Source organism: Ruegeria sp. BF7, assembly GCF_056538605.1.
Map to the genome: position 1 here is coordinate 228,034 of NZ_JBQFTM010000002.1, position 25,117 is coordinate 253,150.

22 protein-coding genes are annotated in these 25,117 nt (G+C 59.2%); 8 read left to right on the forward strand and 14 right to left on the reverse strand.

Features of this window, described 5'->3' with window-relative positions; genetic code table 11:
- Nucleotides 1-44: 44 nt before the first annotated feature.
- The gene (gene scpA, locus ACR0IK_RS06995) at nt 45-2,171 is read right to left on the reverse strand and encodes a methylmalonyl-CoA mutase (RefSeq protein WP_480640939.1); all 2,127 of its coding nucleotides are present in this window, start codon (nt 2,169-2,171) and stop codon (nt 45-47) included.
- A 168-nt stretch (nt 2,172-2,339) separates the two neighbouring features.
- Here scpA and ACR0IK_RS07000 point away from each other — a divergent pair, with 168 nt between their 5' ends.
- Nucleotides 2,340-2,786, forward strand: a complete 447-nt coding sequence (locus ACR0IK_RS07000; RefSeq protein ID WP_480640940.1) for a DUF4174 domain-containing protein — start codon at nt 2,340-2,342, stop codon at nt 2,784-2,786.
- A 76-nt stretch (nt 2,787-2,862) separates the two neighbouring features.
- Here the strand turns inward: ACR0IK_RS07000 and ACR0IK_RS07005 are convergent, their stop codons facing one another.
- Complete coding sequence (locus tag ACR0IK_RS07005) at nt 2,863-4,908, reverse strand: acetyl-CoA carboxylase biotin carboxylase subunit (protein WP_480590002.1); 2,046 nt, start codon at nt 4,906-4,908, stop codon at nt 2,863-2,865.
- A gap of 114 nt (nt 4,909-5,022) precedes the next feature.
- Nucleotides 5,023-5,226, reverse strand: a complete 204-nt coding sequence (locus tag ACR0IK_RS07010; protein ID WP_480590004.1) for a hypothetical protein — start codon at nt 5,224-5,226, stop codon at nt 5,023-5,025.
- A gap of 650 nt (nt 5,227-5,876) precedes the next feature.
- Here ACR0IK_RS07010 and ACR0IK_RS07015 point away from each other — a divergent pair.
- Nucleotides 5,877-7,028: a DcaP family trimeric outer membrane transporter gene (locus ACR0IK_RS07015; protein ID WP_480640941.1), complete on the forward strand. Its 1,152-nt coding sequence runs from the start codon at nt 5,877-5,879 to the stop codon at nt 7,026-7,028.
- Nucleotides 7,029-7,115: 87 nt separating this feature from the next.
- On the opposite strand, the gene ACR0IK_RS07020 is transcribed toward ACR0IK_RS07015, so the two are convergent.
- The 3 genes from ACR0IK_RS07020 to ACR0IK_RS07030 form a co-directional block, all read right to left on the reverse strand.
- Nucleotides 7,116-7,469: a hypothetical protein gene (locus ACR0IK_RS07020; RefSeq protein ID WP_480640942.1), complete on the reverse strand. Its 354-nt coding sequence runs from the start codon at nt 7,467-7,469 to the stop codon at nt 7,116-7,118.
- 133 nt (nt 7,470-7,602) lie between these two features.
- Nucleotides 7,603-8,088: a DUF6497 family protein gene (locus ACR0IK_RS07025; protein ID WP_480640943.1), complete on the reverse strand. Its 486-nt coding sequence runs from the start codon at nt 8,086-8,088 to the stop codon at nt 7,603-7,605.
- Between the two features lie 97 nt (nt 8,089-8,185).
- The gene (locus ACR0IK_RS07030) at nt 8,186-9,718 is read right to left on the reverse strand and encodes an acyl-CoA carboxylase subunit beta (RefSeq protein ID WP_480590012.1); all 1,533 of its coding nucleotides are present in this window, start codon (nt 9,716-9,718) and stop codon (nt 8,186-8,188) included.
- A 183-nt stretch (nt 9,719-9,901) separates the two neighbouring features.
- Between ACR0IK_RS07030 and ACR0IK_RS07035 the strand changes: the two genes are divergently transcribed.
- Both ACR0IK_RS07035 and ACR0IK_RS07040 read left to right on the forward strand, forming a co-directional pair.
- Nucleotides 9,902-11,107: a multidrug effflux MFS transporter gene (locus ACR0IK_RS07035; RefSeq protein WP_480640944.1), complete on the forward strand. Its 1,206-nt coding sequence runs from the start codon at nt 9,902-9,904 to the stop codon at nt 11,105-11,107.
- 65 nt (nt 11,108-11,172) lie between these two features.
- Entirely contained in the window at nt 11,173-12,570 is a 1,398-nt protein-coding gene (locus ACR0IK_RS07040; protein WP_480640945.1) for a helix-turn-helix domain-containing protein, read from the forward strand.
- 74 nt (nt 12,571-12,644) lie between these two features.
- Here ACR0IK_RS07040 and ACR0IK_RS07045 read toward each other — a convergent pair whose 3' ends face one another.
- From ACR0IK_RS07045 to ACR0IK_RS07070, 6 genes are all read right to left on the reverse strand, one after another.
- A complete protein-coding gene (locus ACR0IK_RS07045; protein ID WP_480590018.1) occupies nt 12,645-12,884 on the reverse strand; it encodes an HP1242/YdcH family protein in 240 nt (79 codons plus the stop codon).
- Between the two features lie 78 nt (nt 12,885-12,962).
- Nucleotides 12,963-14,621 carry a choline dehydrogenase gene (betA, locus tag ACR0IK_RS07050; protein ID WP_480590020.1) on the reverse strand — a complete coding sequence of 553 codons (1,659 nt, stop codon included), beginning with the start codon at nt 14,619-14,621 and terminating at the stop codon, nt 12,963-12,965.
- A 72-nt stretch (nt 14,622-14,693) separates the two neighbouring features.
- Nucleotides 14,694-16,202, reverse strand: a complete 1,509-nt coding sequence (gene betC, locus ACR0IK_RS07055; protein WP_480590022.1) for a choline-sulfatase — start codon at nt 16,200-16,202, stop codon at nt 14,694-14,696.
- Nucleotides 16,199-16,771, reverse strand: a complete 573-nt coding sequence (betI, locus tag ACR0IK_RS07060) for a choline-binding transcriptional repressor BetI (protein WP_480590024.1) — start codon at nt 16,769-16,771, stop codon at nt 16,199-16,201. The genes betC and betI overlap by 4 nt, the downstream gene beginning before the upstream one ends.
- Nucleotides 16,772-16,861: 90 nt before the next feature.
- On the reverse strand, nt 16,862-17,770 hold the full coding sequence (locus tag ACR0IK_RS07065) for a DMT family transporter (RefSeq protein WP_480640946.1): 909 nt from the start codon (nt 17,768-17,770) through the stop codon (nt 16,862-16,864).
- Nucleotides 17,771-17,810: 40 nt separating this feature from the next.
- On the reverse strand, nt 17,811-18,410 hold the full coding sequence (locus ACR0IK_RS07070; RefSeq protein WP_480590028.1) for a LysE/ArgO family amino acid transporter: 600 nt from the start codon (nt 18,408-18,410) through the stop codon (nt 17,811-17,813).
- An 87-nt stretch (nt 18,411-18,497) separates the two neighbouring features.
- On the opposite strand from ACR0IK_RS07070, the gene ACR0IK_RS07075 reads away from it, so the two are divergent.
- Nucleotides 18,498-19,388 carry a LysR family transcriptional regulator ArgP gene (locus ACR0IK_RS07075; protein WP_480640947.1) on the forward strand — a complete coding sequence of 297 codons (891 nt, stop codon included), beginning with the start codon at nt 18,498-18,500 and terminating at the stop codon, nt 19,386-19,388.
- 9 nt (nt 19,389-19,397) lie between these two features.
- Here the strand turns inward: ACR0IK_RS07075 and ACR0IK_RS07080 are convergent, their stop codons facing one another.
- Entirely contained in the window at nt 19,398-20,663 is a 1,266-nt protein-coding gene (locus ACR0IK_RS07080) for a permease (protein ID WP_480640948.1), read from the reverse strand.
- Between the two features lie 146 nt (nt 20,664-20,809).
- On the reverse strand, nt 20,810-21,550 hold the full coding sequence (locus ACR0IK_RS07085; RefSeq protein WP_480590034.1) for a YebC/PmpR family DNA-binding transcriptional regulator: 741 nt from the start codon (nt 21,548-21,550) through the stop codon (nt 20,810-20,812).
- 110 nt (nt 21,551-21,660) lie between these two features.
- Between ACR0IK_RS07085 and ACR0IK_RS07090 the strand changes: the two genes are divergently transcribed.
- The 3 genes from ACR0IK_RS07090 to ACR0IK_RS07100 all read left to right on the forward strand — a co-directional run bounded on the left by ACR0IK_RS07090 (nt 21,661) and on the right by ACR0IK_RS07100 (nt 25,114).
- The gene (locus tag ACR0IK_RS07090) at nt 21,661-23,433 is read left to right on the forward strand and encodes an SLC13 family permease (RefSeq protein WP_480590036.1); all 1,773 of its coding nucleotides are present in this window, start codon (nt 21,661-21,663) and stop codon (nt 23,431-23,433) included.
- Nucleotides 23,434-23,449: 16 nt separating this feature from the next.
- Entirely contained in the window at nt 23,450-24,184 is a 735-nt protein-coding gene (locus tag ACR0IK_RS07095; RefSeq protein WP_480640949.1) for a glutamine amidotransferase, read from the forward strand.
- A 72-nt stretch (nt 24,185-24,256) separates the two neighbouring features.
- Nucleotides 24,257-25,114, forward strand: coding sequence for a bile acid:sodium symporter family protein (locus ACR0IK_RS07100; protein ID WP_480640951.1), 858 nt, complete (start codon nt 24,257-24,259; stop codon nt 25,112-25,114).
- Nucleotides 25,115-25,117 lie beyond the last annotated feature (3 nt).

Sequence of the window (25,117 nt, forward strand, 5' to 3'; positions counted from 1 at the left end):
AGACGCCGGATCACAAGATTTTTTGTCGAAAAACCTCGTTGGGCTCACCCCTTGGCTTCGGCAATCAGACGCAGGATATCCTGCGCAGCTTCGGGGATATTAGTGCCCGGCCCAAAGATCGCCTTGACCCCGTGGTCATAGAGGAACTGATAGTCCTGTTGCGGAATCACACCGCCGCAAATGACGATGATATCCTCGGCACCCGCCTTCTTGAGTTCCTCGACCAGCTGCGGCGCAAGCGTCTTGTGCCCCGCTGCCTGCGAAGAGATCCCTACCACGTGCACATCATTGTCCACGGCGTCTTGCGCAGCTTCGGCTGGCGTCTGGAACAGAGGTCCGACGTCCACGTCAAAGCCAATATCCGCAAAGGCGGTGGCGATCACTTTGGCGCCCCGATCGTGGCCGTCTTGCCCCATCTTGACGACCAACAGGCGGGGGCGACGACCTTCCACCTCGGCAAAATCTTCGATGGATTTCTGGATCGCGGCAAAACCTTCGTCGCCTTCGTAGGCCGCACCATAAACTCCTGCCAGGGTTTTCACCTCGGCGCGGTGACGGCCGAATTCCTTTTCCATTGCCATGCTGATCTCTCCTACGGATGCGCGGGCACGGGCGGCCTCGACGGCGGCGGCCAGCAGGTTTCCACCCTCGCGGGCAGTGGTGGTCAGAGCGTCCAATGCCTGTTGGCAGGCTGCTTCGTCCCGCGTTGCGCGGATACGTTCCAACCGCGCGACCTGAGCTTCGCGCACGGCTACGTTGTCGACGTCCAGAATGTCGATCGGGTCTTCCTGTTCCTTGCGGTACTTGTTGACGCCGACGATCACTTCGTCGCCCCGGTCGATCATGGCCTGACGCCGCGCTGCGCTTTCCTCGATCCGCAGCTTGGGCATGCCGGAAGCGACGGCCTTGGTCATGCCACCCATCTCTTCGACCTCTTCCATCAGGGCCCAGGCTTTTTCGATCAGTTCGCTGGTCAGGCTTTCGACATAGTAAGAACCTGCCAGCGGATCGACCACATCGGTCACGCCGGTCTCTTCCTGCAGCACCAACTGCGTGTTCCGCGCGATGCGGGCCGAGAAATCAGTTGGCAGCGCGATCGCCTCGTCCAGAGCGTTGGTGTGCAGCGACTGAGTACCACCCAGAACCGCGCTCATTGCTTCATAGGCGGTGCGGATCACGTTGTTATAAGGGTCTTGTTCCTGCAGCGACACGCCCGAAGTCTGGCAGTGGGTGCGCAGCATTTTGGACCGCTCGGATTTCGCGCCGAAATCTGTCATCACCCGGTGCCACAACGTACGGGCCGCACGCAGCTTGGCGATCTCCATGAAAAAGTTCATGCCGATGGCAAAAAAGAAGGACAAACGACCTGCGAACTTGTCCACGTCCATTCCGGCCTCGGTCGCGGCGCGTACATATTCGCGGCCATCAGCCAGCGTATAGGCCAGTTCCTGCACCAGGTTCGCCCCGGCCTCCTGCATGTGATAGCCCGAGATCGAGATCGAGTTGAATTTCGGCATCTCGTTCGAGGTGAACTCGATGATGTCCGAGATGATCTTCATCGACGGCTCAGGCGGGTAGATATAGGTGTTGCGGACCATAAACTCTTTCAGAATGTCATTCTGAATAGTGCCGGACAGAACCGACTTATCGTGCCCCTGTTCTTCGCCCGCTACGATGAAACTCGCCAGGATCGGAATCACCGCGCCGTTCATCGTCATCGAGACCGAGACCTTGTCCAGCGGGATGCCGTCAAAAAGGATCTTCATGTCCTCGACGCTGTCGATGGCCACACCGGCCTTACCGACATCGCCCACAACGCGCGGGTGGTCACTGTCATAGCCACGGTGCGTCGCCAGATCGAATGCCACCGAAACGCCCTGCTGACCAGCAGCTAGGTTCCGGCGGTAGAAGGCGTTCGATTCCTCGGCCGTCGAAAACCCCGCATACTGACGAATCGTCCAGGGACGCCCGGCATACATCGTCGCCTTCACCCCGCGCGTGAACGGCCCGAAGCCGGGCAGCGACCCCATATGTGGCAGGTCGGCGGTATCGTCCTTCGTATAGAGCGGTTTGACGTCGATGCCTTCCAGTGTCTCCCGGGTCAGGTCTTCCAGCGGGCGACCGCGCAGCTCTTTCTCGGCCAACACCTGCCAGTCCTTCGTATCGGTCATAGCGATATCCTTTTCTCAATTCGGGTCGCGACAGGGCATTCCCTTCGCGATGTGATGCTCTGGGCGCCCAATCCGGTCGCGCTCAAACGCAAGATTTTGAACGCCTCGCGCAATTCACCGGTCGCATTCGTGGGCACAGGGGCTATATTCATTTCAACAGGAGGCCCCATGACACGAACGCTTGCCCTTGTTTTCTCGGCACTATTACCGCTAGCCGCGATGGCTGCCGATGGGTCTGCTCCGGCAGAGGACGAATTCGTCCGCTCTGCTGGTGATAGCGAACTCAGCGAGTTCCTCTGGGTTAATCGGCCCATCGTGGTATTCGCCGACACGCCCGCCGACCCGCGGTTCCAGCAACAGATCGACATGCTGGTCGAGGGCGAAGCAGCCATGCGCGACCGCGACGTGGTCGTACTGACCGACACCGACCCTTCAGCGCGATCACCGATCCGGTCGCAATTGCGGCCACGCGGGTTCCAGATGGTGTTTGTCGACAAGGACGGCGTCGTCAAACTGCGTAAACCGTCCCCATGGAGCGTGCGCGAGATCGGCCGGTCAATTGACAAGACACCCCTGCGTGAACGCGAGATCCGCGAACGGCGCGAGGGAGGCTGAGCGCCTTCGCCACGAACCAAGCGCCCGACGTGAAGCGCCGGGGACCCAGTGCGATATGGCAAAAGCGCGGTCATGATCATTCGAACTCGATGATCACATCGTCCACGGCGAGGCTGTCGCCGGGGCCTGCGTTGATCTTGGCGACGGTACCCTTTTTCTCGGCGCGCAGGATGTTCTCCATTTTCATCGCCTCAACGGTGCACAACGCCTGACCTTCCTGCACTTCCTGCCCCACTTCGACGTCGATCTTTACGATCAGGCCGGGCATCGGGCAGAGCAGCATTTTCGAGGTATCGGGCGGCAGTTTCTCGGGCATCAGCCTGGCCAGAGCGGCCTGATGTGGACGGCGCACATGCACCTTCAGATCCGCGCCCCGGTTGCGAATACGGAACCCGCCCGAGATTTTGCCAACCTTCATGACCAGAGGGCTGCCATCAACGTCCACGACAGCAAGCTGATCGCCCGGCGTCCAATCCGACACAACGCGCAAGCTTTCACCGTCGGCGAACTTGACGGTCGCGCCTTCCTTGTCGGCCTTGACCTTGACGTCGAACTCCTGCCCTTGCAGCGCCACGTTCCAGCGCTTGCCGACCTTGCGTTCGTGGTTGTCCATGCGGCCCGAAACACGCGTGCGGCGGATCTCGGCCACACGATACATCGCCGCGCAGGACGCCGCGATCCGGCGCAGATCAACTGCAGACAGTTGAACGCCTTCAAAACCGTCAGGGTATTCCTCGGCAATAAACGCGGTGGTCATGTCACCGCTGACGAATTTCGGGTGGTCCATCACGGCAGACAGGAACGGCAGGTTGTGGCCGATACCTTCGACCTCGAAACTGTCCAGCGCCACGCGCATCGCCTCGATCGCCTGTTCGCGGGTCGGCGCCCAAGTGCACAGCTTGGCGATCATCGGGTCATAATACATGCTGATCTCGCCGCCTTCATAGACGCCGGTATCGTTACGCACCGCAGCCTCACCTTCAGGCGCGTCGCCCTGCCATTTTCCGTTCACCAACATCGGACCAGCAGCCGTTTCCTGCGGCGGACGATAGCGGGTCAGTCGTCCAATCGACGGCAGGAAGCCGCGATACGGGTCTTCGGCATACAGACGGTTTTCAATCGCCCAACCGGTCAGAGTCACGTCATCCTGAGTGATCGTCAGCTTCTCACCGGCGGCCACGCGGATCATCTGTTCGACCAGATCGACGCCAGTGATCAACTCGGTCACCGGGTGTTCCACCTGCAGGCGGGTGTTCATTTCGAGAAAGTAGAAGTTCTTGTCGCCATCGACGATGAACTCAACAGTGCCAGCGCTGGCATAGTTCACGGCCTTGGCCAGAGCCACAGCCTGTTCCCCCATCGCCTTGCGGGTTTCGGGGTCGAGGAAAGGCGACGGGGCCTCTTCCACCACTTTCTGATTACGGCGCTGGATCGAGCATTCGCGTTCGCCCAGATAGATGCCGTTGCCATGGCTGTCGCACAGGACCTGAATTTCGATGTGTCGCGGCTGGGTCACGAATTTCTCGATAAAGATCCGGTCGTCGCCGAACGAGTTCGCAGCCTCGTTTTTCGAGGATTGGAAACCCTCGCGCGCCTCGTCATCGTTCCACGCGATCCGCATGCCTTTGCCACCGCCACCAGCGCTGGCCTTAATCATCACCGGATAGCCTATTTCGTTTGAGATCTTCACGGCCTCATCAGCGTCTTCGATCAGGCCCATATATCCAGGCACCGTCGAAACCCCCGCATCCTGTGCGATTTTCTTCGAGGTGATCTTGTCGCCCATGCTTTCGATAGCCCCGACCGGAGGACCGACGAACGCCACACCTTCGGCTTCCAGCGCCTCGGCGAATTTCGAGTTTTCAGACAGGAAACCATAGCCGGGGTGAACGGCCTGCGCTCCGCTTTGGCGGATAGCGTCCATCACCTTGTCGATCACGATATAGGACTGGTTCGCGGGTGGGGGCCCAATGTGAACGGCCTCATCCGCCATCGACACGTGCAACGCGTTTCTGTCCGCGTCCGAGTAAATGGCAACAGTGCCAATGCCCATTTTACGAGCGGTCTTGATGACTCGGCAAGCGATCTCGCCCCTGTTGGCGATCAGGATCTTGTTGAACATGGAACGTCCTTTGTCTTGGTGTTCTGGAAACGCAAAACGCCGCCACGGGGCTTGAACCCCACGACGGCGTGTTGCGCGATGACGGTCGGGGCGACGGGCGCCCCGTAGTTTAAGTTAGTAGCAGTTCTTTTGCGTCTTGCAGTAAAGCACGTTGCCCGCGGCACCGACTGCCGCTCCGACGAACGGATCGGCACCCAGGACCGCCGAACCCAGCGCCCCTGCGCCGCCGCCAAGCAAGGCCTGCTCGCCGAACGAGTCGCCACAGGCCGCAAGCCCAGCACAGGTCGCCACGGCAAGGATGATTTTTGAGATTCGCATACGCTCTGCCCCTTTTGGTTTCTTGATGCGTCGGGGCGCTGATGGCGTAAGTGGGGGCTGTTATTCAATAACAGGCCCCCCAAATCTGCATTTTGCGCAGAATTATGCCGCTTTAAGCGCAAAGAGCGCTCAAAGAAAAACGCGGGCGAGGTATTGTGAGTTTCACAAACCTGCCCGCGGAAGGAAGGGGTACGGAATAGTAGGTGCTTGTGCGGCGCAGGCAAAGTAGAGCCGCACGGCTCATTCACATTGCACGGCACAATCAAGGCCGCAAACAAAGTATTGTTTCCAAGAGAGATTCCGGCTGGAATTCGCCCATACGGTGAATTCCCGCGCAAATTTGCGCCGACACGCTGCACCATCGGGTGCGCGAAACCGATGGCCCGCACAGTCACATTGGCGTTACAAAGCTCACCATCGACACCCGTTTCTGCACATGCAGCATCACGGCCTGGCACCGGCCACCGCTTCAAATCTCCGTTCACAGCCGTAGGGTTAACCGATCTGTTCACCCGGCTGTGAAAACTACTGAGCCCTCGCACAATTCTTCTTGAGAAATCACGCGATTCCCATCCCGTTCTCGTGATTTCCCACGCTGACATTTGCGTGAAACCTTGCCCTTGCACTTCTGCACACAAGGGAACACCCACATGATTATAAAGAGAAAAAAGGCATTCCTGCTCGCTGCCTATGCTCTTAGCGTGACCGGTACGCAGGTCTTTGCCCAAGATGCTGAAACTCAGGCTGAACTGGATGCGTTGCGTGCCCGGATCGAAGCGCTGGAATCTACAGGACCGGGCACCACCCCCGGAGAATTCAGGATCGGCAACACCACTTTGGACGTCTATGGCTATGTAAAAGCCGACTTCTTCTATGACTTCGAGTTCGACCAGGGCGACACCGCCTTCGTGAACGTCATCGGTGAGCCTTCGGCAGCCACCGACGGCACCTTCGGCGCCACTGTACGCCAATCGCGGATCGGTTTGCTTACCACCACGCCCAGCGCCATTGGCGACATCGGCGGCCAACTGGAGGTTGACCTTTTCGCCTCGAACGGCACCGCCGAGTTTCGATTGCGCCATGCCAATATCCGAATCGGGGACAATTGGCTGATCGGCCAGTACTGGACCAACTTCCAGCCGCTGGACACCTATCCGACCTCGGTCGAATTCAACGGACCGGTTGGCATCGCTTTCGCCCGTGTTCCACAGGTCCGCTACACCAACAGTTTCGGGACCAACACGTCTTTCGCCGTTTCGGTCGAAGAAAACGTCAGCGGGTCGAACTCGGATGATCCGGTGCTGACCGCCTCGGCTGAATACAATGACGGCACCTATATCGCCCGCGCGTCGGCCCTTTATGGCAAGGCCGAAGGCGGAGGCGTCGAGGTGGACCAGACCGGCTTTACCCTGTCCGGATCGGTGCGTCCGTGGCAGGGCGGGCTGTTTCAGGTCAACTATGTCAACGGAGAGGCCCTTGGCCCCTATCTGATCGGCCTTGGTGATGCTGTTGTTGGCGGTCAGGCCAACGACGTGGATGGATACACCATCGAGTTCCGTCAGGACCTGGGAGAAAAGTGGAATGTCGGCATCGCTTACGGCAAAGAAGACTATGACCTGCCGACCTCGACCGGCACTTTGTCCTTCACCGAGTTGGAGACGATCCACGTCAACGCTTTCTATCAGGCCACCGAGAACCTGACGCTGAGCGCCGAGTACATCTATGGTGAGCGGAACGACGAACCCACGGGCCGGACCTTTGACGGCAACCGTATTCAGGTCGCCGCGCAGCTGAATTTCTGAACGCACTGAACCGCCCTGCCCGCAACTGGGCAGGGTTTTTTCCGAAGGTGCCCCCGGATGGATATGCGCGACAGTGGCCTGCACGGTTCAGCGCACCCCGTCGAAGACATCGGGGAACGACATCCGCGCCGCGTCCACATCAATGATCAGCAAGGCGTCATAGTTGGCCGGATCAAACGGGTCTTCGGCCGGGATCACTTCGCGCTCGAACAGCCAGCTCAGGCGGCCGGCGTCCAGATTGCCACGCTCGAAAGGCTGATCCCCGAAGTTCTGCCACAGCGCTTCCATGAACGCGGTATCCGCACGACGGTCTGCCGGTTTGCGATCACGGAACCGCTCGCGTCGCGTAATCGGCGTGACCCCTTTGGGATTGGCCCGGCGAATGGTGAATTGAAAATCCGTCCCCGGAAGGCGCCCGGGAAAACCGCGGTGCTTCAGCATACCGGCACCTCGCTATTCACTGAGAGTAGGGAAACAGAATCGCCCCTAAATGCAGACGGGATCATATCGCGCACCTCCAAAGCCGCATAGGTATTCAGAAACGCTCTGAGGTGGTGAAAACGGGATTTCATGGTCAGAGCGCCTCCCAGATACATTGGGATTGCTCCAGCCGGTAGGCTTCAAAAAACTGCGTGGCGTCAGGCGCGGATCGCCCGAATTCGACAGGCCGGTCAGACAACGAAATCACGACACGCGCCGGATCAAGCTCATGGTGCGCCAAATAGGCAACCGCTAGGGTTTGGCACAAGTGTTCCATGTCGTTCGAAGCGACATCATAGCCAATTCGTCCAGCGGTGTAGCCGATCTTGGGCGCCACAAAACGGAACCTGACCCACAGCTCGCCCGGGGTGTTGTCCAGCAGAACATCGCTCAGATGCACGGGTTGACCCGACGGAACCGGCAACAGGTTTTCGGGCTGCGCAACAGCGGTAGATGACCATCCCAGACACATCAGAATAAAGGCGCGACCCCAGCCCCGATTGACGCGGGCTCCTCTCTCCGGGGTCGCGCGCGCATGGCTTGTGGCCCGCGCTTTTCTATGTCTGATAAGGTCAGTCATCTATCAGCATTGGTCTCAAAGTCAAACTTCCGCTCGACAGTTACGCCATGATCCGCCGACGGATTGGCCCCCGGCAGGTGGTTCGTTTGGACACCCCTTACAACGGGATATTGTCGTGCTTTTTCCACGGGTTTTTCAGCTGCTTGTTGCGCAGGCTGGCAAACGCACGGGACACACGGCGGCGGGTGGATTGCGGCATGATCACCTCGTCGATGAAGCCACGTTCGGCGGCGACAAAGGGGTTGGCGAACCGGTTCTCGTAATCCTGCGTGTGCTGCGCGATCTTCTCAGCATCGCCCAAATCGGCACGATGAATAATCTCGGTCGCGCCCTTAGCGCCCATCACCGCGATCTCGGCCGTGGGCCAGGCATAGTTGAAATCACCACGCAGATGCTTGGAGGCCATAACGTCATAGGCACCACCATAGGCTTTACGAGTGATCACGGTGACTTTCGGGACGGTCGCTTCACCATAGGCGAACAGCAGCTTGGCACCGTGCTTGATCACACCGCCATATTCCTGCGAGGTGCCCGGCAGGAAGCCCGGCACGTCTACCAGCGTCAAGATCGGAATCTCGAAACAGTCGCAGAAGCGCACGAACCGTGCCGCCTTGCGCGAGCTGTCGATGTCCAGACAGCCAGCCAGAATCATCGGCTGATTGGCTACGACACCTACGGTCTGCCCTTCCAGACGGATAAAACCGGTGATGATGTTCTTGGCGAAATCCTCCTGGATTTCGTAGAAGTCGCCCTCATCCGCCACTTTGGTGATGAGTTCTTTCATATCATAGGGTGTGTTCGGATTGTCGGGTATCAGCGTGTCCAGCGAGGTCTCGATCCGCTCCGGGCTGTCAAAGAACGGGCGCACCGGAGGTTTCTCGCGGTTGTTGAGCGGCAGGAAATCGACCAGGCGGCGCACTTCGGCCATCGCCTCGACGTCGTTTTCAAACGCACCATCAGCAACCGAAGACTTCTTGGTGTGGGTCGAAGCACCGCCCAATTCCTCGGCGGTGACGACCTCGTTGGTGACGGTTTTCACAACGTCAGGGCCGGTCACGAACATGTAGGAGGTGTCTTTGACCATGAAGATAAAGTCGGTCATCGCCGGGCTGTATACCGCGCCACCGGCACAGGGGCCCATGATTACACTGATCTGCGGTACCACGCCCGAGGCCATGATGTTGCGCTGGAACACTTCGGCATAGCCCGCCAGCGAGGCCACGCCCTCCTGGATTCGCGCACCGCCCGAGTCGTTGATTCCAATCACCGGCGCACCGTTCTGGATCGCCATATCCATGATCTTGCAGATCTTCTGCGCGTGGGTTTCCGACAGCGAACCACCAAACACCGTGAAGTCCTGACTGAACACATAGACCATTCGGCCATTGATCGTGCCCCATCCGGTGACCACGCCATCGCCCGCAGTCTTTTGTTTTTCCATCCCGAAATCGGTACAGCGGTGGCTGACGAACATGTCGAACTCTTCAAAGCTGCCTTCGTCCAGCAGCAGTTCGATCCGCTCGCGCGCGGTCAGCTTGCCACGCCCATGCTGCGCGTCGATACGCTTTTGTCCGCCGCCCAGCCGGGCATCGTTGCGGCGGTCTTCAAGCTCGGTAAGGATATCTTTCATGGCGCTCATTCCCTGTGAGATTTCGCGCGACACTATACGCATACGCTTCAGGTCCAAAGCATCTTTCGGCAAATTTGCAAAGTTACCGCAACAAACTTATGGAAAACTGTAAATTTGCTAAGTTTCACAGTGAGACGCAGTCTTGGATAGCATTCCCTGAAACGGTCACTTAACATGTGAACCATGCAGTTTAGTTCTTCCCGGCCGCACCGCTCGCCCCCCACGATATCGACGTTGGTTTTGCTTTCTGGGCTGTCCGCGCTCAGCCTGAACCTGTTCCTGCCCAGCCTGCCGAACATGGCGATACATTTTCAGGCCGACTACAAGGTGATGCAGTTGTCGATTGCGCTGTACCTTCTGGTCAATGCGATATTGCAGATCCTGATCGGCCCGATCGCGGATAAGGCCGGGCGCCGGCCCGTCATGCTGTGGGGGCTGGCATTGTTTCTGATCGCAACTCTGGGCTGCATCTTCGCCCCGAGCATCGAAGTTTTTCTGGCCTTCCGGATGTGCCAGGCCATCGTGGTAGTCGGCATGGTGCTCAGCCGGGCGGCGGTGCGCGACCTGTACGATCAGGATCAAGCAGCCTCAATGATAGGCTATGTCACGATGGGCATGGCGGTTGTGCCCATGATTGGTCCGGCGATTGGTGGTCTGCTGGAAGAGAGCTTTGGTTGGAAGGCCAATTTCTGGCTTCCCTTTGCATTAGGTGTAATGACACTGGCGCTGACCTACGTCGACTTTGGCGAAACCTCGGCCAAGAGCGGCAAAACGCTGATACAGCAGTTCCGCGAATACCCGGAATTGCTGCGCTCCCCCCGGTTCTGGGGCTATTCGCTGTCGTCCGCCCTCTCCTCTGGCGCATTCTTTGCCTATCTGGGCGGGGCCCCCTTTATCGGCACCGAACTCTTTGGCCTCAGCGCCGCGCAGGTCGGTATCTATTTCGGCGCGCCAGCGATTGGGTATTTCTTCGGCAATTTCGTCAGCGGGCGCTATTCGACCCGCTTTGGCGTCAACCGGATGGTGTTTTGGGGGTGTTTGCTGAACGCAATCGGCGTTGCTCTGTCAGCTATCCTGTTTCTGGCTGGCTTTGGAACGGCACTCAGCTTTTTTGGCTTCATGACCTTTGTGGGGATCGGAAACGGCATGACAATTCCCAATGCCACTTCAGGCGCATTGTCGGTACGCCCTCATCTTGCCGCCACCGCTTCGGGACTGAGTGGCGCGATCATGCTGGGCGGCGGTGCTGGTCTCAGCGCCCTGGCTGGAACCCTTCTGACCCACGAAACCGGAGCGATGCCACTGCTTTGGCTGATGCTGGCGACATCCGTTTTGGCAATCTGCGCCATCGTTTCGGTCATCCGCCGCGAACGGAAATTGGGCCTGTAACACGGCTTGCACCGATTGGTTTGCAAAGTTAGCCTGCGACAACAGAAAAGTTGCAAAGGCACGCCATGGCCACCCAAAAGCTTTATGCTGGCGCGAAACTGCGCGAAATGCGCACGCGCCTGACCCTGACGCAGAAAGAATTCGCCACAAAACTGGGCGTTTCTCTGCCCTACCTAAACCAGATGGAAAACAACAACCGTCCGATCTCGACCACGGTTGTTCTGGCGCTGGCGCAAGAATTCGGCATGGATGTGACCGAACTGAGCACCGGCGACAGTGAGCGTCTGGTCTCGGACATGCGAGAGGCGCTGGCTGACCCGGTGTTCGACGACATGCCCCCGCTGGCCGATCTACGCCTCACTGCCTCAAACGCCCCTGCTCTGGCCCGTGCATTCATCGCCTTGCACAGAACCTATCGCCAAACTCACGAACGGCTTGCCTCTCTGGACGAGGCCCTGGGCCGTGAAGACGCGCAAATTCAGGCCAGCCCGTGGGAGGAAGTGCGCGATTTTTTCCATTACTGCGACAACTATATCGACGCTGTCGATCGCGCCGCCGAGCGGTTTTCAACCCGCGCCGAAGAAGCCGGCGGTATTCGCGCCGCAGCGATCAACAGCCTCGGTGAGCGCGGCATTCGGGTGCAGTTCGTGCATATTTCCGAGACTCGGAAATACGATGCTGACAGCAAAACGCTGCAGCTCTCATCCCGAACGGCACCGCAAACACAGGTGTTTCAACTGCTGCTGCAGGTGGCGCTGATCAGCCAGGACAAGCTGCTCGACGCGACGCTGGACTTCGCCAAGTTTCAAAGCGACGAGGCCCGGTCCATCGCCAAAATCGGCCTGGCCAACTATTTCGCTGGGGCCTCGCTGATGCCCTATGATGCGTTTCTGACCGCCGCGCAGGAGTACCGCCACGATCTCGAGCTTCTCAGCAATCGATTCGGAGCATCCATTGAACAGGTGGCGCACCGGCTTTCGACACTGCAGCGTCCCGGCGCCAAGGGCATCCCATTCTTTTTTGTGCGCGTCGATCAGGCCGGGACCATCACCAAGCGCCACTCGGCCACGCGCCTGCAATTTGCCCGGTTTGGCGGCGCCTGCCCCCTTTGGAACGTCCACCGTGCTTTTGAAACACCCGGCCACTTCCTGCGGCAACTGGCGGAAACACCGGATGGTGTCCGCTATATCTCATTGGCAAGGGATGTGTCGAAATCGGGTGGTTCTTACGGCGCGCCCGTGCGCCGTTATGCCATCGCCCTAGGGTGCGAAGTCCGTCACGCCGAGGCGCTGGTCTACGCTGATAACCTCGATATCACCAACGCAAGCGCTTATGAACCCATTGGCATTTCCTGCCGTATCTGCGAGCGGCAAAACTGCCACCAACGCTCGGTTCCGCCTCTGGAACGCCGCCTGTCCATTGACGCCCATACCCGCGGCACCCTGCCCTACGAAGTCACCTGACTATATCCGGCCGGAAAATGCCCCGGGGAAGCCGCAGTCCGTCGCGACGGGGGCAGAGCCCCCGCCCTTGGGTCTTAAGCCTTGGACAGGATCGACCAGATCTCATCTTTAAGTGCAGCGCGCTTCTTGCGCAGCTCGCCTTCGGCCAGATCTTCCATCGGTTCGATGTTGGTTTCCGCGCGGTGTACGACGCGGTTAACTTCGTGATACTCATCCGCCAGGCGGGCAAAATGTGCATCCGATTGCTTGAGCTGGCTCATCAGTTCGACTTTTTCCGGAAACTCTTCGGCCAGTTCATGCGGGGTGTGGGACATTCCTGTTCGCTCCTAAAATATGTCGTTGCGATTCAGGTCTAGACATGTTTCCCACACCCCGCTTTGACGCGGATCAAATCACCGCTGGGCAGTCGCCCATGCCGGGTGAATCCACGGGCGATCATTGGCCTTTGGCAAGGCTTCTTTACCCAGCAGGTGATCCGACATCTTCTCGCCCACCATGATCGACGGCGCGTTGAGGTTGCCGTTGGTGATTTGCGGAAAGATCGAGCTATCGGCGACCCGCAGCCCGTCTACACCAATCACCCGACCCTCTGCATCAACAACCGCGTTTTTGTCATCGGCCCGCCCCATACGACAGGTGCCGCAGGGGTGATAGGCGCTTTCGGCATGTTCGGCGATGAACCCGTTCAGTTCTTCATCGCTCTGCACGTCCGTTCCCGGTTGGATTTCCTTTCCAGCATAGGGTTTGAACGCATCCTGCCCGAAAATCTCGCGGGTCAGACGGATACACTTGCGGAAATCCTCCCAATCTTGCTCGTGGCTCATGTAGTTGAACCGGATCTCCGGTGCGTCCTCAGGGTTGTCCGAACGCAGCGTAACCGCCCCGCGCGATGGCGAGCGCATCGGCCCCACATGCGCCTGGAACCCGTGCCCTTCCGCCGCGGCCTGGCCGTCGTAACGCACAGCTATGGGCAGGAAGTGATACTGGATATCCGGATACTCGACACCCGGGTTCGAACGGATGAAGGCCGCGCTTTCGAACTGGTTCGACGCACCAAGGCCGGTCTTGGTGAACAGCCACTGCGCCCCGATCAGACCTTTGCTGACCAAGTTCCAATGCTTATACAGCGTGATCGGCTGCAGCGAGGCCTGCTGGATGTAAAGCTCCAGATGGTCCTGCAGGTTCGCGCCCACACCGGGACGATCCGCGACAACTTCGATCCCGTGGTCGGCCAGATGCGCTGCCGGACCGATCCCCGACAGCATTAGCAACTTGGGTGAGTTGATCGAGGACGCGGCCAGAACCACCTCGCGCCGAGCACGGATGACTTCCTTTTTGCCGCCACGGATCAACTCAACGCCTGTCGCACGGCCACCCTCCATCACGACCCGAGACGCCAAGCCGCGCACGACTTCGCAATTGTCACGCTTGAGGGCGGGCTTTAGATAAGCATTTGCCGCCGACCAGCGCCGCCCTTTCCAGACGGTCTGCTCCATCGGGCCAAAGCCTTCTTGCTTTTCACCGTTATAGTCGCCGGTGACCTCATACCCCGCCTGCTGGCCCGCATCGACAAACGCCTTAAACAGAGGGTTCTCACGCGGGCCGCGTGATACGTGCAGCGGGCCGTCTTTACCGCGCCATTCGGGATCTCCGCCATGGCCGCCATCATGCCAGGTCTCCATGCGCTTGTAGTACGGAAGAACATCGGCGTAAGACCAGCCATCCGCGCCCATTTCAGACCAGGTATCAAAGTCGCGCGCGTGGCCGCGCACATAGACCATACCGTTGATCGAGGACGACCCACCGATCACCTTGCCGCGTGGGCAAGCCAGACGGCGGTTGTTCAGATGCGGTTCGGGCTCAGACTCATAACCCCAGTCATACCGCGCCATGTTCATCGGATAGCTCAGCGCAGCGGGCATCTGGATGAACGGTCCAGCGTCGGTGCCGCCATGTTCGATCACCAGAACTGAGGCCCCGGCCTCGCTCAGGCGGTAAGCCATCGCGCAGCCTGCGGACCCTGCGCCAACGATGACGAAATCTGCTTCCATATTCAGGTCTCCATAGCCCGCCGAACCACGTTTGGAACTGTTCGGCAGGAGTAATTCTCAAAAACGAAGAGGTTATTCGCCGCGCGGGAAGCGCTGGCTTTCCTCGACAGTGTTCAGATCCATATGATTGCGCATGTAGCGTTCGGACGCTTTCTGCAGCGGCTGGTAGTCCCACGGGTAGTAACCACCCTGCCGCAACGCCTCGTACACGACCCAGCGACGGGCCTGGCTGGCCCTTATTTCTGCGTCGAACTGATCCAAATCCCAGCGGGCCTCGGATTTCGCACGCAGCGATTCCAGCGTTCCGGCATGCGCGGGGTCTTCGGCGAGGTTCACCTGTTCCAGCGGGTCGGCCTCAAGATCAAACAACTGATCGGGGTCCAGCGCACAACGGTTGTACTTCCACTTGTCATAGCGCAGCGAAACCAGCGGGGCGTAGGACGCCTCGGCTGCGTATTCCATCGCCACCGGCGTGGTCCGCCCACCACCTTGCGCCAAAGGCACTAGGTCTTCACCATCAGTCCACGGCGCTATCTCGGCCATGTCCACGCCCGCCAGCGCGCCCAAAGTAGGTGTCACGTCAATCGTCGAAACCGGCGTGTCGATACGCCCTGCAGGCATACCCGGTGCCGAGATCATCAGCGGCACGCGCGACGAGCCTTCGAAGAAGGTCATCTTGAACCACAGGCCGCGCTCGCCCAGCATATCGCCGTGATCCGAAACGAAGAGGATGATCGCTTCCTGCCGCGTGGTTTCCAACACCTCGAGAATCTCGCCGATCTTGTCGTCCAGATACGAGATGTTGGCGAAATACGCGCGGCGGGACTTGCGGATATCTTCCTCAGTGATGTCGAAACTGCGCCAGTCGTTGGCGTCGAAGATGCGTTTGGAATGCGGGTCCTGGTTGTCATAACCCAGGTCTGCGACCTCGGGCAGCAAGTGTTCGCAATCCTCATAGAGGTCCCAGTATTTCCGGCGCGCAACGTAGGGGTCGTGCGGATGGGTAAAGCTGACAGTCACACACCACGGGCGGTCATCATTGCCACGCGCCAGATCATAGAGCTTGGCTTTGGCGTGATAGGCAACCTCGTCGTCGTACTCCATCTGGTTCGAGATTTCTGCCACACCCGCGCCAGTCACCGAACCCATGTTGTGATACCACCAGTCGATCCGCTCACCCGGCTTGCGGTAATCGGGAGTCCAGCCAAAGTCGGCGGGGTAGATGTCGGTGGTCAGGCGGTCTTCGAACCCGTGTAGCTGATCAGGGCCGACGAAATGCATCTTACCCGACAGGCAGGTGTAATAGCCTGCGCGACGCAGATGGTGCGCATAGGTGGGGATGTCACTGTTGAACTCAGCGGCGTTGTCATAAACGCCGGTGCGTGAGGGCAACTGGCCGGACATGAAGCTAGCCCGCCCGGGCGCACATAACGGCGAGGCCGTGTAGGTGTTGGCAAACCGTGTCGATCTCTCGGCCAGTTTCTTCAGGTTCGGAGCATGCAGCCAGTCTGCGGGACCGTCGGGAAAGAGGGTTCCGTTGAGCTGATCCACCATCAGGATCAGAATGTTAGGTTTTGTCATTTTTCAGCCTCGAGCAGAGTGTTGAGAACACGCATCGCGTGTTGCACGGCCAGTTGGGGGTCTTCAGGCGCGCTGAGCGCGGCGCGAATATACAACCCGTCGATCAGAGCGATCATATTCTCGGCCGCTTCGACCGGGTCCTTCATCAATGGGCGCAGGGCGTCAATCAGATTGGACCGGATACGCGACTGATAAATCTGCCATAGACGCAGGGCTTCGTCGTTTGTCTGAGCCAGAACGTAAAACGTCATCCACGCGGCGATAACATCAGGCGTAAAACAGGATGGTGCAAAGGAGGCGCGGATGATGGCCTGCGCCCGCTCCTTCGGCGCAGCAGTTTTTAGCTCGCCCCGGGTCTCGGCACCAAAATCAGACAGGATGCGTCGCATCGCGGCCAGAAAAATCTGATCCTTGCCGCCAAAATAGTGATGCGCCAGGGCGCTGGACATTCCGGCCCGCTTGGCAATTTGGCTGACGGTTACGTCAAGGGACTTCTTCGACCCAAGCTCGGCAATTGTCGCGCGAACGATAGCGTCGCGACGGATTGGCTCCATTCCGAGTTTCGGCATAGCTGTCCTCTCCCAACGTTAAGTGGGGAAAACGCTACGGGGTTTTTATTGACTCGTCAATTAATAACCACTTTGACGCGCTGAATGTCGCTATAGTTTGGGCGCAATACTGGGGGTGGTCAGGTAGCTGCGGTTCAAAATCGCCTCGCGCCAGGCGATGAAGCTGACGGCCGACAGGATCAGCGAGCCGCCCGCGACAACCCAGATGTCGATGCTTTCATGAAAGACCAGTGCACCCAGCAACGTGGCCCAGATCAGTTGCAGGAAGGTTACCGGCTGCGTAACCGCCACCGGTGCCGCTTTCAGCGCAATCGTCATGAAATAGTGGCCCGCCGTGGCAAAGCTGGCGACCAGAAACAGTACGCCCAGGTCGCGCAGGCTTGGCGGTGTCCAGACGGCCACCGCAAACGGGATCAGGGCAATCGTCACCCACATCGACATATGTGCGACAACAACTGAAGGTGGAATATCCCGTACAAGCGCCTTTGCAATCAGATACGAGCCGCCGAGCGCCAGAGACGTGCCCAGCATGGCCAGGTGACCTGCCGAAACTTCGCGGAATCCGGGGCGCAGGATGATGAGGACGCCGACAACTGCAACACAGATCGCCGCTATCCGGCGAAAAGCCAGTTTCTCTCCTAAAAACAACGCCGCGCCCAAAGTCACATAGACGGGCGTCATGTAGTTCATCGCCGTGACCTCGGCCAAGGGGATCTGCGTCATCGAGAAAAACCACAGCATCACAGCCACGGCATGCACGATCCCGCGCACACCGAACAGGGTCAAATGTCGGCGTGTCAGGTGCGTTGTCAGAACAAGCTTCAGGGCTGGAAGCAGAAAGATCAGACCAAAGACGAACCGAAGAAACGCCGCCTGAATCGGGTCCATCGTCGAACCCAGCGACTTGACCAGCGCGGTCATGACAACAAAGGACACCCCGGCGGCAAACATCCAGAACATGCCCACCAGGGGGCGATATGCGGGCGCATGAGTTGTCATGTTAACGGTTGAACACCGAAACCCCGACCGGGGCAACCCATCACATAGCCACGAGTTTGAGAGCAATCCCCAGCATGACCACGCCGATCACCGCGTCCAGAACCTGCCAGGCTCGCGGCTTGGCAAAGACAGGGGACAGGATGCCTGCCCCGTAGCCGAGGGAAAAGAAGAACACGAAGCTAGACAGCATTGCGCCCAGCGCAAAGGCCAGCCGATCATCATACTGAGCCGAGATCGATCCGATCAGCACGACCGTGTCCAGATAGACGTGCGGGTTCAGCCAGGTGAAGGCCAGAACCGTCAGCAGGACGGACCTCAGGCTGGCGCGCTGCCCCTCGGCCACATCCATCACCGCTCCCCCACGCCATGCTGATTGCAGGCTGCGCAGGCCGTACCACGTCAGGAAAATTGCCCCGCCGTATCGCATCACCGTTTCAAACCAGGGCGCTGCCGCCGCCAGCGCGCCGAACCCCGCGACACCTGCTGCGATCAGAATGGCGTCCGACACTGCACAGGTCAGGCACAGGGGCAGCACATGTTCGCGCCGCAACCCCTGACGCAGCACAAAGGCATTCTGCGCACCTATGGCTAGAATAAGGCTGAAGCCCAAAGCAAAGCCTGCGATCAGGGATGTAGACATGTGACCTCCTGTGGTTCCGAGGTATTGACTACGGGTATTGCCGCCCTCTATCAAATTAAAGATGTTGACCTCAGTTAAGTTTGGCTAATGTTGCTCGATCCCAATCACCTTTCGGCACTGTCTTCCATCCTGCGCCATGGCAGCTTTGAGGCAGCCGCTGCCGAGCTGGCCGTGACGCCCTCGGCCATTTCGCAACGGATCAAGGCGTTGGAGGATCGCGTGGGTGCCGCCCTGATCCATCGCGGCACGCCGTGCACAGGCACTCCGGCGGGGTTGCGTATCGCTCAACATGCAGAGGATATCGGGCTTCTTGAGGCAAAACTGGCCCGGGAACTGACCTTGGATCAAGCGACTGGTCCTGCACGAGCCCGTGTGGCGGTTCCCGCTGACGTATTGGCGACGTGGTTCATCGATGCAATGGCACAGGTTGACGGAATACTGTTCGATCTGGTGGTCGACGATCAGGACCATTCCGCAGAATGGTTGCGGCGCGGAGAGGTCAGCGCCGCCATCACGGTGGGCAGTCAACTGGTTGCAGGCTGCGATTCCTCTGATTTGGGGGCACTGCGTTACATCGCAACCGCAAGCCCAGGTTATATGCGCAAGTGGTTCGCCGATGGGGTGAACGCGCGCACGCTGGCCCGGGCACCTTGCCTGACCTTCAACCGCAAGGACAGCCTGCAGAAATCATGGATCACCGAACAGACCGGCCAAAGCATTAAACCGCCCTCGCATTTCCTGCCCTCACCACAGGGCTTCGTGGGCGCAGCAATGGCCGGGATGGGTTGGGGCATGAACCCGATCGGGCTGGCACAGCAGGCGCTAGATGACGGAAGGTTGGTTCCCCTGCTACACAATGCGCCCCTTGACGTGCCTCTGACATGGCAAGTGGGCCGCATTCTTTCCGCTGCGCTGGCCCCGCTGAGTGATGCAGTCAGACGGGTTGCAACGCAGGCACTCCTGCCAACTCAGCCCTGACTGGGCGTGTCAGGTCGGCTCAGACTTTTTCACGTTGGGTAAAACCACCCGGTAACAGGTAATAGCGGCAAACAAGCTGACGAGAACAATGAAGAAAATGGCCCAAGCAACTTCGTGCATATGAGCGATGGCAGCCAATGCGGCCGACAGGATGACCGCCGTGATCCGACAGATGCTTTTGATCGCAGCGGCCCCTTTGACGCGCTGATCCTTGGGGGCCACGTCCAAAAAGTACAGCTTTCTCGCCCCGCTGATGCCCGTCACGGCCACCGTCACGATGAACAACGCCACCGCATGAAGATGCACCGCGTGATCGACCCCCAGAAAATGCACCACCAACAATGCGCCTCCGGTAACGGCCACCATCAGGTTGCCCACCACCATCACGGCCCGGTGCGACTTCATGTTCACCAACTGCCACAACGGAGCTGAGACCAGATACCCTGACGCGGATGAGATGATCATGGCTGTCAAACCTTTGGCTGACGCGTGATGCGCCTCGGCCGCGATCAGGGCAAAGAACGGCACCGAAAGGGACACCACCACCAATGGTATGCGCATGACCATGTAGTGGCGGAACCAAGCTTGATCGAACATGGCCAAAATATCGGTGAAGTTTTCAAAGAATTTCCGTTTCCGCGCTGACGGCGCGCCGGCGTTAGTTGGTGCGTCCTTGTCGATCTCGGACATTGCCAGAATGCACAGGCCCGACAGAACGAAGAACGTGACCGAAACGGCAATCACCGCAGAATGGCGTGAAAAGGGCGGGTTTTCCTTGGTGATCTCATGCACCAGCAACACCAATCCGATGGCCCCCAACCCGCCAATGCCAAGCTGCAAGTAGTGCAAGACCATCCGCGACTTGGAATGTACGTGGTCGCCGAGCAGGTCGGTATACATCAACGACTGAATCTCTTCGATCAGACCAATCAGAAAAAACGCCGCGACGAAAGCCATTCCGATGGCTGGAACCACCCCGGTCGACGCGACCACCACCGCCATGACAAGGCAGGCACCGATGGCAATTTCAGTCAGGGCAATCCCGCGTTTCTTCCGATCCCGCGCCGCAATTGGCTGCGCCAGGAACACGTCCGAGATCATGCTGCCGACCATTCGGACCGACACCAGTCCCCCGGCAATGAACATTGGCAGTTCCAGCGAAACGGCCAGAAACGGAAGAACCACGGAGGGGCTGCCTAGTGTCCACGCAACCTGAGACAGGATACTTTGCCCGGCCAGAACCGGAATATTTCGTTTGGGTGCGGTGTCCGTCATGCGCTCATTTGGGTCATCTACGCTGCGAAGAGAACTGCCTGGCTGCAAGCCTATAGGGATACGGGCCACCGGCCAAGAACCACATGAGTCGCAAAAGAAAAACCCGGCCAACGGCCGGGTTTTCAAAGACTGCTATCTGGCGCGTGTCAGAGCTGCGCCATGACCTCGTCCGTGGCTTCGAAGTTGGTAGTAACGCGCTGCACGTCATCGTCGTCTTCCAACGCATCGACCAGCTTCATCAGCTTTTGCATGTCGTCCAGACCCAACTCGGTCGTGGTGGTAGGTTTCCAAACCAACTTGGTCGACTCGGTCTCGCCCAGCGCTGCTTCCAACGCGTTCGAAACGTCATTCAGGTCGGTATCGGCGCACCAGATGATGTGACCTTCTTCCGAGCTTTCGACGTCTTCGGCACCCGCCTCGATGGCTGCTTCGAACACGGTGTCGGCATCACCCACGGATGCAGGGTATACTACCTCACCCTTGCGTTCGAACATGAATCCGACCGAGCCGGTCTCGCCCAGATTGCCACCGTTCTTGGAAAAGGTCGAACGCACGGTCGAGGCAGTCCGGTTGCGATTGTCGGTCATCGTCTCGACGATGACAGCGACGCCATTGGGGCCATAGCCCTCGTACCGGATTTCTTCGTATTCGTCGCCTTCACCTGCAACAGATTTTTTGATCGCGCGGTCGATGACGTCCTTGGGGACCGAATTCGACTTGGCCTCTTTGACAGCCAGACGCAGGCGCGGGTTCTTGTCGGGATCGGGGTCGCCCATTTTGGCAGCGACGGTGATCTCTTTCGACAGTTTGGAAAACAGCTTGGACCGCGCGGCGTCCTGACGCCCCTTGCGGTGCTGGATGTTGGCCCATTTGGAATGGCCTGCCATGTTGCGTCCTCGTAATAGTGATTGCGTATTCGGCGCTCATATAGACGTTTGCAGGGCATAGGATCAAGAGAGCGGCTTGTTCAAGACCGCCTTGTGGGTATGGTGGCGGCATGACGACAGACCAGATTATTCTTTTTGCCCTTTTCGCAACTGTATTTGGAATGCTTCTTTGGGGGCGCTTCCGTTATGATCTCGTAGCCTTTTCCGCGCTGTTGATTGGTGTCGTACTTGGGGTGGTACCCGTCGATAACGCCTTTGCCGGGTTTGGCCATCCAGCGACCATAATCGTAGCCTTGGTCCTTGTGGTCTCGGCCGGGTTGGTCCGTTCCGGCGCCGTGTTCCTGATCACCCGCACATTGGTCGATGCCTCGCGGGGCCTCGGTGCGCATATCGCGCTGATGGGTGGGATTGGCGCAGTCTTGTCGGCCTTCATGAACAATGTGGCCGCATTGGCCCTGCTAATGCCAGTCGATATCCAGACCGCGCGCAAGGCTGGGCGGTCAGTGGGCTTGACCCTGATGCCGCTTAGCTTTGCCACCATTCTGGGCGGCATGGCGACGTTAATCGGTACGCCGCCGAACATCATTATCGCTTCAATTCGGCAGGAAACACTGGGCGAGCCGTTCAGGATGTTCGACTTCGCCCCCGTCGGTGGATTGGCGGCAATAGCCGGGCTGGCCTTTGTGTCGCTGATCGGATGGCGATTGATCCCGAACCGCGGGCCGCAGAAGGAGACTTCGGAGGCGCTGGCCGAGTATATTGCCGAACTGACCATCCCGCCGGAGTCGGCCCATATCGGCAAGCGGGTCAGCGAGCTTTATGAGGCCGCCGAAAAATCCGACGTCGCCATCATCGGCCTGATCCGCGATGGCAAGCGGCGTTATGGCCGATCCGCCCATGCGACGCTTAAACAGGGCGACGCGCTGGTGTTGGAAGCCCGGCCCGAGGCACTGGATGAATTCCGCGCCGCGCTAAACCTCGACTTTTCGGACACACGCCGTCAGGAATTGCTGACCGCCGAGGGCGATGGGCTGGAGGTGATTGAGGTCGTCGCCCCCGAAAGCGCCCGTATTACCGGGCGCACTGCGCAGGGGCTGGGTCTGGCATGGCGTCAAAGCACTGTGCTGATGGGTATCTCACGCCAGGGCCGTCGCATCACCGAACAGGTCCGCAAGACCGAGGTTGAGGCCGGCGATATCCTTCTTCTTCTATGCCCGCGCGACCGCAGCGCCGATGTGACCGAATGGTTGGGTTGCCTGCCACTGGCCGAGCGCGGGCTGAACGTCACCGCCAATGACAAGGCGTGGCTGGCCATCGGTCTGTTCGCCGCCGCCGTTCTGGCAGCCAGCGTCGGGCTGATCTACCTGCCAATTGCATTGGGGTTGGTCGTGGTCGCCTATGTCCTGACCAAAATCATGCCAATCGCCGATCTCTATAACCATATTGAATGGCCGGTCGTTGTGCTGCTGGGTTCAATGATCCCATTGGGCAGCGCGTTAGAAACCTCGGGCGGTACCGAACTGATCGCCAATGCGCTGGTGCAACTGACCGACGGCTTGCCCGCCTGGGCCATTCTGACAGTGCTGATGATCGTCACAATGACCCTGTCGGATGTTCTGAACAATACCGCCACCGCCATCGTCGCCGCCCCGGTCGGCATTCAGATGGCGCGCACGCTTGAGGTCTCACCGGATCCGTTCCTGATGACGGTCGCCGTGGCGGCCTCAGCCGCGTTCCTCACCCCCATCGGACACAAGAACAATACGCTGGTCCTTGGCCCGGGCGGCTATCGCTTTGGCGACTATTGGCGGATGGGGCTGCCGCTGGAAATCCTCATCGTCGCGGTTTCCATCCCCGCCATTCTTGTCTTTTGGCCGCTTTGACGGGTAAAGGCACTGCATGAAACGATTTCTGATCCTGCAACTGCGCCCTGAGACCGAGGCGTCGGATGCCGAATACGCCTCGATCCTGGACAAGACCGGCATGTCGCCGGACCGGACCCACCGCATCCGTCTGGATCGCGAGGACCTGCCCGAAGGGCTAGACGTCACCGCCTATGCCGGAGTGATCGTCGGCGGCGGCCCCGGTTGCGTCAGTGACGATCCCGCTAGAAAGTCTGCGATGGATGCCCGCATCGAAGCCGCCATCATGGGCCTGATGCCGCAGATCACCGCAAAGGATCACCCGTTCATGGGCTGTTGCTATGGCCTGGGTATTCTGGCAGCACACCTGAACGGAGACGTCAGCAAGGACCAGTTCGGAGAACCCGTCGGCCCCTCGACCTGCCACCTTACCGAGGACGGCGCCCGCGACCCGTTGACCGCCGGGCTGGACCAGACCTTCGACGCTTTCGTTGGCCACAAAGAGGCTGTGCAGACCCTGCCTGCCGGGTGCGTTCACCTTGTGGCCTCGGACCCTTGCCCGTTTCAGATGATCCGCTGGGGCCAGAACGTCTATGCCACGCAGTTCCACCCCGAGGCCAACGCGCAGGATTTCGAAGAACGCATCAATATCTACAAACACCACGGCTATTTCCCGCCTGACGACGCGCAGCGCCTGATCGATATCTGCCACGCGGCCGACGTTACCCAGCCCGGCGAAATTCTGCGCCGTTTTGCTCAGCGCTATGCGTGACCCAACGGCGCGGTTGCCTCAAACTTCGCCCCTCGCATAGGCTGGTCCGAACGGCTTTGGGAGGAGTTGTTCTTGGATCTGCTTATCAATGTCGGCCTGCCGCTGTCGCTGGCCATTATCATGCTGTCTCTGGGTATCGGGCTGCATATTGCCGATTTTCGCCGAGTTCTGACTCGGGGTTACCCTTTCGCCATCGGCGCGCTGAGTCAGGTGGTACTGCTGCCGATTGCAGCTTTCTTCACCGTCAAGCTGTTTGCCCTGCAGCCCGAGATTGCCGTGGGCTTCATGCTGCTCAGCTTTTGCCCCGGCGGTGTGACCAGTAATATCCTGACAAAATTGGCCAAGGGAGATGTTGCACTGTCGGTCAGTCTGACCGCCGTGATCAGCCTGCTGTCGATGATGACCGTTCCTGTCTTGGCCGCTTGGTCGATCAATCACTTCATGGGGGAAGACGCACCCGAGGTCTCGATCGCAGGTCTGGCGGTCGCCATGTTCCTGATCACCACCCTGCCCGTGGCCATCGGCGTCAGTATTCGCCATTTCGCGCCAACGTTCGCAGAAGGGATCGACGCACCGCTATCCAAAGTTTCGACTGTCCTTTTTGTCCTGATTGTCCTCGCGGCGCTGGCCGGGAACTGGCGGTTGTTCATCGACAACCTTGGGATCATGGGTGCTGGGCTGGTCACTTTGAACATCGCTCTGCTTGCAATCGGGTTGGGGCTGGCGCGTGCCGCGAAACTGTCGTGGAATGAAAGTAAGACAGTCTCAATCGAAACTGGCATCCAGAACTCGACGTTGGGGATCACTCTCGCGGCGCTTATCACGGGTACCGACAGCGGATTCAGCCCGCTGGCCCTGCCCTCGGCCGTATACGGTATCATGATGTATGTCGTGGCCCTGCCGTATATCGCCTGGCTTCGCAGCCGCTGAAAG